The following is a 12,503-nucleotide window of genomic DNA, read 5'->3' as shown; positions in this document are numbered from 1 at the left end:
GCACCGACATTAGATGAGTGGCATCACCCGGCAAAGACCCGCTTGGGCTTGAACATGCCTTGCTCGATCGCGCCGATGGCGACCAGCTTGCCGCGTGACGTCGCGCAGGCCTCTTCGGCCTCCACCGGTGCGTCACGGCCACGAATGATGACAGGATTGCCGAGGCGGATCTTTGTCGCCGCGTCATCGCTGATGGCGATCTGCGGCAGGCAGTCGAGAGCAGCCGAGGTGTCGACCAGAAGCGTGTCGATGGCGCCGAAGTCGACCGGCTTGGCCACCGCGTCCGCCGGTTCGGCGTCGTCGGCCGCTTCCGAATTCTCATCGCCAGTGGCGCCGAAGCGGGCGGCCTCGAGTTCGGCAATGGTGACGAAGTCCTCTGGCGTGAACGGCTCGACCTCGACCCGGCGCAGCTCGCTGATATGGCCGAAGCAGCCGAGGTCGCGGCCCATGTCGCGGGCCAGCGAACGCACATAGGTGCCCTTACCGCATTCGACTTCGAAAATCGTCTGGTCCGGCTTGTGCTCGACAATATCGAGCCGGCCGATCTCGATCTCACGCGGCGGTATGTCGACCATCTCGCCTTCGCGGGCGAGGTCGTAAGCGCGCTCGCCCGCAATCTTGATCGCCGAAAATTGCGGCGGCGTCTGCATGATGACGCCGGTGTATTTCGGCAGCAGCGCCCGCACCTCGGCTTCCGCCGGACGCAGGTCGGAGCTCTTCGTCACCGGCCCTTCAAGATCGTCGGTGGAGCGCTCATCGCCCCAGGCAACGGTGAAGCGGTAGATCTTGGCGCCGTCCTGCACGTAGGGCACGGTCTTGGTGGCTTCGCCGAGCGCGATCGGCAGCATGCCGGAGGCAAGAGGGTCTAGCGTGCCGGCATGGCCGGCCTTTTCGGCCTGGAACAGCCATTTGATCTTGGAGACGGCTTCGGTCGAGCCCATGCCGACCGGCTTGTCCAGCACCACCCAGCCGGAAACCGGCCGGCCCTTCTTCTTGCCGCGACGCGCCATCATTCTTCTTCCTTGTTGTCGTCGGTATCCAGATCGCGCGCCACTTCGGGCGATTTCAGCAGGTCGTTGATCCTGGCGAAATTGTCGAAGGAGGTATCGAGCCGGAAGCGGAATTCCGGCATGTATTTCATCTGCCTGAGCGCGCCGGAGACGCGGCCACGCACGAACTTGGCATGCTTGTTCAGCGCCTCGATCACCGCGTTGGCATCCTGGGCGCCGAGCGGAGAAACAAAGGCGGTGGCGATCTTGAGATCGGGCGACATGCGCACTTCCGAGACCGAAACGACCGAATTTTCAATCAACGGGTCGATGATTTCGCCGCGCTGCAAGGTTTCGGAGAGTGCATGGCGCACCTGCTCGCCGACGCGCAGCATGCGTTGGGATGGGCTTGATGTTGTGGAACGGGGCATTTTTCTCAATCCTGAAAGCGTGAGGCGCGGGATAGGACCGTGCCGCATGTCTCAAACGGTCATTCTCAATAGCACCAAGGCGGCGGTCTTTCGACCACCGCCCAATATCGACAAGCCACTCGAACTCAGAGTGTGCGGGTCACCATCTCGACGCGGAAGCACTCGATGATGTCGCCGACGCGCATGTCTTCGTAGTTCTGGAAGGCCATGCCGCATTCCTGGCCGCCCGGGACTTCCGAAACCTCGTCCTTGAAGCGCTTCAGGGTCTTCAGCGTGCCTTCGTGGATGACCACGTTGTCGCGGATCAGGCGCACGCCCGCGCCACGCTCGACCTTGCCCTCGGTGACACGGCAGCCGGCGATCTTGCCGACCTTGGTGATGTCGAAGATCTCGAGGATCTCGGCATTGCCGATGAAGGTCTCGCGACGCTCCGGCGACAGCAGGCCCGACAGAGCCGCCTTCACATCATCCACCAGGTTGTAGATGATCGAGTAGTAGCGGATCTCGATGCCCGCGGCCGCGGCCGCGGCACGCGCCTGCACATTGGCGCGCACGTTGAAGCCGATGATCGCCGCGCCGGACGTTTCCGCCAGCGAGACGTCGCTTTCGGTGATGGCGCCGGCGCCGGAATGAACGATGCGCGCACGCACTTCGTCGGTGCCGAGCTTGTCCAGGGCAGCATTGATCGCTTCGATCGAACCCTGCACGTCGCCCTTGATCACCAGCGGGAATTCCTTCAGCCCGCTTGTCTGCAACTGCGACATCATCTGTTCGAGCGAGCCACGCTGGCCGGCATGCCTGGCCACCGCCTTCTCGCGTGCCAGACGCTGGCGATATTCGGTGATCTCGCGGGCGCGGGCCTCGTTGTTGACCACCGCGAAGCGGTCGCCGGCCTGCGGGGTTCCCTGAAGGCCGAGCACCTCGACCGGCATCGCCGGCGGCGCTTCCTTGATCTGCTCGCCGCGATCGTTGACGAGCGCGCGCACACGGCCCCATTCGTTGCCGGCGACGAGGATGTCGCCCGGCATCAAGGTGCCGGTCTGCACCAGCACGGTGGCGACGGGACCACGGCCCTTGTCGAGCTGCGCCTCGATGACGACACCTTCGGCGGTGCGGTCGGGGTTGGCCTTGAGGTCGAGGATTTCGGCCTGCAGCAGGATCGCTTCGAGCAACTTGTCGAGATTGGTGCCCTTGGTCGCCGACACTTCGACGTCCAGCACCTCACCGCCCATCGATTCGACGAAGACCTCGTGGCGCAAGAGTTCCGAGCGCACTTTCTGCGGATCGGCGTCATGCTTGTCGATCTTGTTGATCGCCACGATGATCGGAACGCCGGCCGCCTTGGCATGGCTGATCGATTCGATCGTCTGCGGCATGACGCTGTCGTCGGCCGCAACCACCAGGATGGCGATGTCGGTCGCCTGGGCGCCACGGGCGCGCATGGCCGTGAAGGCGGCGTGGCCGGGCGTGTCGATGAAGGTGATCTTCTGACCGTTCTTCTCGACCTGATAGGCGCCGATATGCTGGGTGATGCCGCCGGCCTCGCCGGAAACGACATTGGCGTTGCGGATGGCATCGAGCAGCGACGTCTTGCCGTGGTCGACGTGGCCCATGATGGTGACGACCGGCGGACGCGACACGAGGTCTTCCGGACGGTCGGCGATGTTGAACAGGCCTTCCTCGATGTCGGACTCGGCGACGCGGCGAACCGTGTGGCCGAATTCGGTGGCCACCAGCTCGGCCGTGTCGGCGTCGATGACGTCGCCCGGCTTCAGGATCTGGCCCTGCTTCATGAAGTACTTGACCAGGTCGACAGCACGCTCGGACATGCGCTGCGCCAGTTCCTGGATGGTGATGGTCTCGGGCAGGATCACTTCGCGCATGACCTTTTCGCGCGGCTCATTGTGCATCGCGCGCTTGAATTTTTCCTGGCGGCGACGCATCGACGACAGCGAACGGGCCCGCGCATCCTCGTCGGACAACGCGGAATTCAGTGTCAGCTTGCCACGGCGGCGGTCTTCCTCGCTCTTGGTCGGCTTGGCCGGGCGCGCCACTTCGGGCGTGACCAGGCGGCGCACCGGCGCACCAGCGATCGCCCGCTTCGGCTTGACCTCTTCCTCCTCGTCGGCGGTCGCCAACTCAGCGGCTTGCGGTGCGCGGCGGCGAGCCTCTTCCTCGGCGCGACGGCGCGATTCGGCCTCGGTCTGCAGCCGTGCCTCTTCCTCGGCCTGGCGGCGCGCGGAGTCCTCGCGTTCGCGCTTGCGGCGCTCTTCGTCCTCGGCGCGGCGCTTGGCCTCTTCGGCCGCGCGCTGACGGTCTTCGACCTCGCGGACCTTCGAGCCCTCGAGCGCCCTGCGGCGCGCGTCCATTTCGCTGCGCGACAATTCGTTCAGCACCATGCCGCTGCGCTCGACCGGAGGCCGCGGCGGGGGCGGCGCCTTGGGCGCTTCCTGCACGACAGGTGCCGCCACGACCGCCGGCTTCGGCGTGAAGACGGGCGCAGCCGGAGCGGCAACCGGCTCCGGCTTATCGCCGGGCAGCGAGAACTTGCGCTTCTTGGTCTCGACCACGACCGACTTGGTACGGCCGTGCGAGAAGTTCTGGCGCACAGTGCCTTGTTCCATGCCGGGGCGCTTCAGCGTCAAGGTCTTCTTCGGTGTAACACTCAACGTCTTGTCGTCGCCCGATTTCGTATCGTTCATTCCATATCCTCTGCAGCATCATCTTCGTCAGCAACGGCCGCAAGCATTGCAAGATCGTCCGGGGTTCCGCCCCGATATCGGTCGAGCGCAACCATGCGCTTCTGGACCGCCTTACCCGCGTCTCCCGCGAGGACGGCAGCATGTATCACATTTGTACCCCCCAATGCCAAGCTCAACTCGGCCTCGGAGAAAAGTTTGTAGGCAAGGATGGAAGGGCCGCCAATATGGACGGTCGCCCGCCGCGCCTGGCTGATCTTGCGTACGCCGTCGTCGGATGCCTCGGTCGCGTGGAGCACGAAAAGCGCCAGCCCGCCGCGCACCGCGCTCTCCACCTTGGTGGCACCCAGCGAAATCGCGCCTGCCTTGCGGGCAAGGCCCAGCATGCCTAGAGCGGATCTGGAGAGCAACCCGTCGACCATGCCGCCGAGATCGGGCGGTACGACCACCTGTGCCTTGAAGGCGCGGGCAAAAAGGTTCTTGGCCGCCGCCTTCTCGATATGTAGGCGGTCGGCACTCACCCAGCAACCACGGCCGGGCAGATTTCGCTTGAGATCGGGAACGACGGCCGAATCCGGACCGACGACGAACCGGATCAGTTCATCCGGTTCGGCCTGTTTTCGGGTGACGATGCAGGTGCGATCGTTCATCTCGTCCAAGGGCGGGTTGTGTGCGATGCGGTTTCACCTCACGCACCAACGGCTTCGTCAGCCGTTTCTTCTTCGGCCGCAAGCTCGTCCTCGGTGATCCAGCCGGCCTTGAGGCGAGCGGCCAGAACCATCTGCTCGGCATCGGCGCGCGAAACGCCGTGGTTGGCCAGCACGCCGGGATAGACCTTGGTCTCGCCGTCCTTGCGTTCCTTCCAGCCCGTGAGGTCGTCGGCGGCATAGCCGGCGAAATCCTCGATCGTCTTCACGCCGTCCTCGCCGAGCGTCACCATCATGGCGGTGGTGACGCCTGGAATTTCGCGCAGATCATCCGAAACGCCCAGCGCCTTGCGCTTCTCGTCGTGCTCGGCTTCGATCTTCTCCAGATATTCGCGGGCGCGGGTCTGGATTTCAGAGGCGGTATCCTCATCGAAGCCGTCGATGGAGGCGATTTCGCCGGCATCGACATAGGCGACTTCCTCGACGCTGGTGAAACCTTCGGAGGCCAGCACCTGACCGACCATCTCGTCGACATCGAGCGCTTCCATGAACAGCGCCGAGCGCTCGACGAATTCCTTCTGACGGCGCTCGGATTCCTCGGCCTCGGTCAGGATGTCGATATCCCAGCCAGTGAGCTGCGAGGCAAGGCGCACGTTCTGGCCGCGGCGGCCGATGGCCAGCGACAGCTGATCGTCGGGAACCACCACTTCGATGCGCTCCGCATCCTCGTCGAGCACGACCTTGGCGACTTCCGCCGGCTGCAGCGCATTGACGATGAAGGAGGCGGCCGAAGGCGACCACGGAATGATGTCGATCTTCTCGCCCTGCAATTCGCCGACGACGGCCTGGACGCGGCTGCCGCGCATACCAACGCAGGCGCCGACCGGATCGATCGAGCTATCACGCGAGATGACGGCGATCTTGGCGCGCGAGCCCGGGTCGCGGGCGACCGACTTGATCTCGATGATGCCGTCATAGATCTCAGGCACTTCCATGGTGAAGAGCTTGGCCATGAACTGCGGATGGGTGCGCGACAGGAAGATCTGCGGGCCACGCTGCTCGCGGCGCACGTCGTAGACATAGGCGCGGACGCGATCGCCATATTTGTAGTTTTCACGCGGAATCAGCTCGTCGCGACGAATGATCGCTTCGCCACGGCCGAGATCGACGATGACGTTGCCATATTCGACGCGCTTGACGGTGCCGTTGACGATCTCGCCGATACGGTCCTTGTACTCGTCGTACTGGCGGTCACGCTCGGCCTCGCGCACCTTCTGCACGATAACCTGCTTGGCAGACTGGGCGGCGATGCGGCCGAAATCCATCGGCGGCAGCTGTTCGGCGATGAAATCGCCGAGCTGGGCGTCGGGATTGCGCTCGCGGGCGGAGGAAATGGCGATCTGGGTGGCGTAATCGTCGACCTTCTCGACCACTTCCATCAGCCGCTGCAGCTTCATCTCGCCGGTGTTCGGGTTGATGTCGGCGCGGATGTTGGTCTCCTGACCATAACGCGAACGCGCCGCCTTCTGGATCGCATCGGCCATGGCGGCGATGACGATCGACTTGTCGATCGACTTTTCACGCGCGACCGCATCGGCAATCTGCAGCAGTTCAAGTCTGTTGGCGCTTACAACCATGTTCTTTCTCCCGAGCCTGTTCGCCGGACCTTTGCGCCCGGCAGCTCAATCAAATTTCCTGTTCGTGTTCTTCCGTGACGTCCGGTTCCGCACCCTCGGACACATCGTCGTCCGGTTCACCGCGACGTCTCTTGGCTTCCTTGCGCGCCCTGTTGTCCTTCGACAACGCTTCGCGAATGAGGTCGTCGGTCAGGATCAGCCGGACATCGGCAATGGCATCGTAGGGCACGCGCACCGTCGGCTCCTCACCATAGGCCGCCTTGTCGCGCTCGATCAGCACATCGTTCTCACCGGCCTCGGCGATCTTGCCCTTGAAACGCTTGCGATCGGCGACGACGACCGAAGTCTCCATCTTCACCAGATGACCGGTCCAGGTCACGAAATCCGATTTGCGCACCAAGGGCCGATCGATTCCGGGCGAAGAAACTTCGAGATGATAGGCCTTTTCGATCGGATCATCGACGTCGAGCGCCGGCGACACCGCGCGGCTGACCTCTTCGCAATCCTCGACGGTCATGGTGCCGTCCTCACGCTCGGCCATGATCTGCAGCGTCAGTCCGTTCTGGCCGGACAGATGCACGCGCACGAGGCGAAAGCCGATGCCGCGCAGCACCGGCTGGACGATCAGCGCAATGCGCGCATCGATGCCGCTTTCGCGGATGATGCGGTCGTCGCCCTCGTTTGCCGTTGCGGTCATTCGATCCCTGTCGCTCAATTCGAACTATCGGCAGGTAATAAAAAAGAGCGGGACCGGGTGGACCCACTCTTCGTCATACCGACCAAGAATTTGAGGCTGATATAGACGATCCGGGCTGGTGTTTCAAGTCCGCAGTCCCGGCCGGACAAAAGCCTGTGGGTTCAGGGTTGTTCCAGGCGCATGGCCGCCATGCGGCAATCCCCCTGTGAGAGCCCGCGTCGCGCTCTTATTTGTTAGCCATCAAATGAATTGAATTGGCGCGCGCTGGCGCGCGGAAGGACAAGATCATGAGCAACCGCAGGATATTCTCCGCCTTGGGCGATCTCTTCACCACATTCGGCAGCGCCGTTGCCGCATCGCGCGCCGTGGAAGCCGGGCGTAAGCCACGAGCCGACGACCTGCGCAATCTCGGCATGGACCCGGCCATATTCAACAGGATCGGCCGTTTCTGACTGTGATGAGCATTCGATTCGGCTCCCGGTAAGTTGCCGGAGCCGTCGACGGTCGGGAGCGCCTACGTCCTGATGAAGGTAAGATAGGCCGGCCGGCGCCCCTCGCGAATGGCCTTGGCCTCATAGCGTGTACCCGGCCAACCCTCATAGGGACGATGCCAGTCGGCTGCCTCATCCGCCTGCCACGCAAAAGCGCCATGCGCCCGGCAATGCAGCAAGGTCCAGTTCACATAAGTGTCGATGTCGGACGCGAAGCGGAATTTTGAGGCCGGCTTCAGGACGCGCGCGAAACGGTCGAGATTGACCGGGCTGACGAAACGCCGCTTCCAGTGCTTCTTCTTAGGCCAGGGGTCGGGATAGAGAAGGTCGATACCGTCGAGCGAGGACGGCGGCAGCCAGTCAAGCAACTGGGTGGCGTCGTCGTCGTAGACCCTGAGATTGGCCAGCGGCACTGCCCGCACCGCCATCATCATCTTGGCCATGCCGTTGACGAAGGGCTCCACGCCGATGAAGCCGATCGTCGGCGCCTCGGTCGCGCGATGCAGAAGATGTTCGCCGCCGCCAAAGCCGATCTCAAGCCGAACCGCCGAAACGTCGGTTTTGAACAGGGTCCGCGGATCCGACGGGGCTTCAGCCGTCAGATCGAGCCGATAGGCGCCAAGCCCGCTTTCCAGCGCCGCCGCTTGCTGCGGGCGAACGGGTTTGCCGCGCCGACGGCCGAAGAAGGCTTCGGTCGTGCGGCTTGGCCTGTCCCCGTCACGCATCGATTGGCGCAAGTCCTGTCGCCGCCCTCAGGCCGCGACAGCATCCTTGAGCGCCTTGGCCAGATCGGTCTTTTCCCAGGAGAAAGACCCGTCACGGCCAGCCTTGCGGCCAAAATGGCCGTAAGACGACGTCTTGGCGTAGATCGGCTTGTTGAGATCGAGATGACGGCGAATGCCGGAAGGCGACAGGTCCATCACGGTGCGCAGGGCATCCTCGAGTTTGGCCTCGTCGACCTTGCCGGTGCCGTGCAGGTCGACATAGACCGACAGCGGCTGGGCGACGCCGATGGCGTAGGACAGCTGGATGGTGCAGCGGTCGGCAAGCTTCGCCGCCACGACGTTCTTGGCCAGGTAGCGCGCCGCATAGGCGGCCGACCGGTCGACCTTGGTGGTGTCCTTGCCGGAGAAGGCGCCGCCGCCATGCGGGGCCGCGCCGCCATAGGTGTCGACGATGATCTTGCGGCCCGTCAGGCCGGCATCGCCGTCCGGACCGCCGATGACGAACTTGCCGGTCGGGTTGATGTACCACATGCAGTCGTCAGCGATCTTGAGGTCGCCCAATGCCTCGCGGATATAGGGTTCCACGACCTTGCGGACCTTCTTGGAATCCCAGCTCGAATCGAGATGCTGGGTCGACAGCACGATCTGCGTCGCCTCCGCGGCCTTGCCGTCGACATAGCGAACGGTGACCTGGCTCTTGGCATCGGGGCCAAGCTTGCCGGCCTCGCCATTGTTCTCGTGACGGGCGGCGGCCAGGAGTTCGAGGATCTTGTGGCTGTAGTAGATCGGCGCCGGCATCAGGTCAGGCGTCTCTCGGCAGGCATAGCCGAACATGATGCCCTGGTCGCCGGCACCTTCCTCGCCCTGACGGTCGGCCGCGTTGTCCACGCCCTGGCCGATGTCGGGCGACTGGCCATGCAGCAGGACCTCGATCTTGGCCGTCTTCCAGTGGAAGCCGGCCTGCTCGTAGCCGATCTCGCGGATCGCCTTGCGGGCGACGGATTTGAACTTCGCCGGATTGACGACCGGGTGGCCCGCGGCATCCTTGAGGATGTTGCCGGCCTTGTCCTTCTTCAAGAGCGTCTCGGGGACGCGCACCTCGCCGGCGATGACGACGCGGTTGGTGGTCGCCAGCGTCTCGCAGGCGACACGGACTTTCCACGGGTCCATGCCGGTCTTCTTGGCTTCACGATAGACCAGATCGACAATTTCGTCGGAGATCCGGTCACAGACTTTGTCGGGATGGCCCTCGGCAACGGATTCCGAGGTAAAGAAGTAGTTCTGCCGCGTCACGGGTGTCCCCTCTTGAAAAACGATCGGCAGGCTGCCGATTTTGGCGCGCCACGTGTTAGCGGGGCAAAGCGCTGCTCGTCAAGCGTTGCCGCCGGTCTGGCCTGAATGTCGGAGACGATATCTTGTGCCACCGGCGGCGCACGCCGCCGGTGCGAAGCGCATCGCGGATCAGTCGAGATCGTCCTCGGCGAGCGATTTCACCAGGTCTATGATCCTGCGGCGCACCTTGACGTCGGCGATCTTGACAAAGGCCCGGTTGAGCTGAAGCCCTTCGGGACTGCCGCAGAATTCGACGGCGAAAGCCATCGAGCTATCCTCGGCAAAACCACGGTTGGCCGTCAGCTCCTGGCCCGGCGCATCCTCGAAAAAGAAGGCGACGGGCACGCCGAGTATGGAGGCTATCGCCTGCAGACGGCTGGCGCCGACGCGATTGGTGCCCTTTTCATATTTCTGGATTTGTTGAAACGTGATGCCGAGATTCTCGCCCAGCTTTTCCTGGCTCATTCCGAGCATATTGCGGCGAAGCCGGACCCGGCTTCCAACGTGGATGTCGATGGGATTCGGTTTCTTCTTGTTTTCTTCTGTCATTTTTTCCTCGCCGAATTTTTTCGGCTTTGTGATTTTTTTCCTGCCCAAAGAAAACCGGAGGCGACTGCCCCAACAGAACGATCCACCGGCTTCGAGAAATTTTCAGGCGGTACAGTATGAGTTTCTAATGTGCCAACTGTCAATTCACCCGTAGCCTTTGCCTTACGTTCAACAGCACCCCTCCCAGCGCAAACAGCAACATGATCAGCGTTCCGTTAATGCGCCGCTGACGGGACGAAATCACCGTCTGTTCGGAAACAGGAACCTTCACATCGATGGCCCCGCGCGCGTCGATGGCCAGCGCATCGACGACGCGGCCACGGGGGTCGACAACGGCCGAGATGCCGTTGTTGGCAGCACGCAACAGGGGCAATCCGTTCTCCACCGCGCGAATCTGGGCCTGCCTGAAATGCTGATACGGTCCGGGCGTGTCGCCGAACCATGCATCATTGGTAACGTTCACAATAAGCTGCGCTGACGTAGCGTCAACTGCCACCAGATCGGGAAAGATCACCTCATAACAGATAAATGGCAGGGCACGAATGCCACCCGGCAGCGTGATGGGATGACGCTCGTTGCCAGCCGTGAACGTCATCGGCCCAGCGACGAGCTGTTCGATGCCGAAACGGCCGAGCAGGTCGGCAAAAGGCAGGTACTCGCCGAACGGCACCAGATGAACCTTGTCCACGGCATCGGCGATCTCGCCCTTGTCGTTGATCGCCACGACGGAGTTGTAGTAGCGGCTGTCGGGGCTTGCCGCCGAGCCGCCCTCTTCGCGCACGACGCCAGCGATCAGCATCTGGCCGTCGCCCAGCATGTCGCCCAGCGCCGTCAAGGCATCGGGGCGCTCGGTGAAAAGGAACGGCACCGAGGTTTCCGGCCAGAGAATCAGTTGCGGTTTTTCGTGACCTGGATCCGGCGCCTTGGAAGACAGGCCCAGCAAGGTGGCGAAGATGCGGTCGCGCACCGAGGCATCCCACTTTTCCGACAGGTCGACGGCCGGCTGGACGATACGGACATCGAGACTGCGCGCCGCCGGCTTTTCGGGGGCCGCGAGCCTGACATAGCCAAAGCCGGCATGGGCGGCGACGAGCAGGACAAACAGGGCGGCGCCCAGCCGAAGATGCCGGCGCGCCGCCAGCAGCGCCGGCAGTGCGAAAAGGAAAACCGCGAGCGCGTTCATGCCGATCATGCCGGTCACCGAGACGCTTTGCATCAAAAGGGGGACCGGCATCGCCGCGTAGCCGATGGCATTCCAGGGAAATCCGGTGAACAGGAAGCCGCGCAGCCACTCCGCCAGCGCAAAACCGAAGGCAAGGGCAGCGATACGGCCGATATCGCTGCTCCACAGGAGCCGGGCGACCATCGTTGCGAAGCCATAGAAAAATGCGAGCGCGAAAGGAATGCCGACCACGGCGAAGGGAAGCGCCCAGGCAAAATCGTCGGCCTCGACCAGCAGCGCCGAGCCGATCCACCAAAGGCCGGCGAGGAAATAACCGAAGCCAAACCACCAGCCGACGGCGAAAGCCGGCCGCAGGCGCCGGACCAGGCTGCCGGAGGCTTCGCCGGTCGCGCCGTCGAGCAGCCAGACCAGCACCGGAAACGAAATGAAACAGGCGGCGAAGAAATCGTAAGGCGCCTGGCCCAGCACCGCCAGCGCTCCGGCGAGAAAGGCCACCAGCGCGCGGCGCCAGCCCCAGAGCAGAATTATCCGGCCGGCAAGGCGCACCATGAATACTTCCGAGTCGCGCGAATCAGGAGCCAAGATTTATCAGGCCGCGGCCTGCACTCCAAACGCCGGCCGCATGACCGACCATGGCTCTACCGGTGCCAACCCTCGATGCGCAAGCCACCCAGGCGCTCGGCCTCTTCACGGGAAACAGAACGGATTGGCTGCGTGAACGTCCAGACATGGCCTTCGGGATCGCGCGCCCGATACTGGCGTTCGCCGTAGAACTGGTCCGCCGGTTCCTGGATTATGGCGGCACCGGCCGCGCGGGCCTGCTCGCAATGCGCATCGAGGCCGTCTTTCAGCCTGATATAGACCGACTGCGTGTTCTTGCCACCGACCGATGCGGGGCTCGCGACATGATCGGCCCATTCAGAATCGACGATGATACAACCATCCCCGAACCGCATCTCGGCATGGATCAGTTTCCCGCCGGTATCGCGGACCACCATGCTGGGCTCGAAGCCGAAGGCCGCTTCGAGCCAATCCAGCGCCGCACGCGGGTCGCGGTAGAACACGCCAGAACCGAGGACCGGATGCTTGAACGGATCCTCGATTGTCATTGCGCGGCAGCTTT

At 63.4% G+C, this 12,503-nt stretch carries 12 protein-coding genes; 1 reads left to right on the top strand and 11 read right to left on the bottom strand.

Annotated elements, in window-relative coordinates; genetic code table 11:
* Positions 1–23: 23 nt before the first annotated feature.
* The 6 genes from truB to rimP form a co-directional block, all read right to left on the bottom strand.
* Positions 24–1,010 carry a tRNA pseudouridine(55) synthase TruB gene (gene truB / locus EN808_RS21665; RefSeq protein ID WP_135916894.1) on the bottom strand — a complete coding sequence of 329 codons (987 nt, stop codon included), beginning with the start codon at positions 1,008–1,010 and terminating at the stop codon, positions 24–26.
* Positions 1,010–1,420: a 30S ribosome-binding factor RbfA gene (rbfA, locus tag EN808_RS21660; RefSeq protein WP_135882872.1), complete on the bottom strand. Its 411-nt coding sequence runs from the start codon at positions 1,418–1,420 to the stop codon at positions 1,010–1,012. The genes truB and rbfA overlap by 1 nt, the downstream gene beginning before the upstream one ends.
* A gap of 125 nt (positions 1,421–1,545) precedes the next feature.
* On the bottom strand, positions 1,546–4,122 hold the full coding sequence (gene infB / locus EN808_RS21655; RefSeq protein WP_127279032.1) for a translation initiation factor IF-2: 2,577 nt from the start codon (positions 4,120–4,122) through the stop codon (positions 1,546–1,548).
* Positions 4,119–4,769, bottom strand: a complete 651-nt coding sequence (locus tag EN808_RS21650; protein ID WP_013891268.1) for an RNA-binding protein — start codon at positions 4,767–4,769, stop codon at positions 4,119–4,121. The genes infB and EN808_RS21650 overlap by 4 nt, the downstream gene beginning before the upstream one ends.
* Before the next feature lie 38 nt (positions 4,770–4,807).
* Positions 4,808–6,403 (bottom strand): transcription termination factor NusA, encoded by a 1,596-nt coding sequence (gene nusA / locus EN808_RS21645; RefSeq protein ID WP_027142036.1) that lies wholly within the window; start codon positions 6,401–6,403, stop codon positions 4,808–4,810.
* A 49-nt stretch (positions 6,404–6,452) separates the two neighbouring features.
* A complete protein-coding gene (gene rimP, locus EN808_RS21640) occupies positions 6,453–7,100 on the bottom strand; it encodes a ribosome maturation factor RimP (protein ID WP_135882873.1) in 648 nt (215 codons plus the stop codon).
* Positions 7,101–7,387: 287 nt separating this feature from the next.
* Here rimP and EN808_RS21635 point away from each other — a divergent pair, with 287 nt between their 5' ends.
* Positions 7,388–7,552, top strand: a complete 165-nt coding sequence (locus EN808_RS21635) for a hypothetical protein (RefSeq protein ID WP_127279034.1) — start codon at positions 7,388–7,390, stop codon at positions 7,550–7,552.
* 62 nt (positions 7,553–7,614) lie between these two features.
* Here the strand turns inward: EN808_RS21635 and EN808_RS21630 are convergent, their stop codons facing one another.
* From EN808_RS21630 to EN808_RS21610, 5 genes are all read right to left on the bottom strand, one after another.
* Positions 7,615–8,316: a tRNA (guanosine(46)-N(7))-methyltransferase TrmB gene (locus EN808_RS21630; RefSeq protein WP_135882874.1), complete on the bottom strand. Its 702-nt coding sequence runs from the start codon at positions 8,314–8,316 to the stop codon at positions 7,615–7,617.
* A gap of 27 nt (positions 8,317–8,343) precedes the next feature.
* Positions 8,344–9,609, bottom strand: a complete 1,266-nt coding sequence (gene metK / locus EN808_RS21625) for a methionine adenosyltransferase (RefSeq protein WP_027142039.1) — start codon at positions 9,607–9,609, stop codon at positions 8,344–8,346.
* A 168-nt stretch (positions 9,610–9,777) separates the two neighbouring features.
* Entirely contained in the window at positions 9,778–10,197 is a 420-nt protein-coding gene (locus tag EN808_RS21620; RefSeq protein ID WP_127279029.1) for a helix-turn-helix transcriptional regulator, read from the bottom strand.
* A 139-nt stretch (positions 10,198–10,336) separates the two neighbouring features.
* Positions 10,337–11,929 (bottom strand): apolipoprotein N-acyltransferase, encoded by a 1,593-nt coding sequence (gene lnt / locus EN808_RS21615; RefSeq protein WP_135882875.1) that lies wholly within the window; start codon positions 11,927–11,929, stop codon positions 10,337–10,339.
* 89 nt (positions 11,930–12,018) lie between these two features.
* Entirely contained in the window at positions 12,019–12,489 is a 471-nt protein-coding gene (locus tag EN808_RS21610; protein ID WP_127279027.1) for a VOC family protein, read from the bottom strand.
* Positions 12,490–12,503: the final 14 nt, after the last annotated feature.

The sequence above is a fragment of the Mesorhizobium sp. M8A.F.Ca.ET.165.01.1.1 genome (assembly GCF_004792065.1).
Taxonomy (GTDB): Bacteria; Pseudomonadota; Alphaproteobacteria; order Rhizobiales; family Rhizobiaceae; genus Mesorhizobium.
This window is presented reverse-complemented; position numbering and strand designations above follow the sequence as displayed.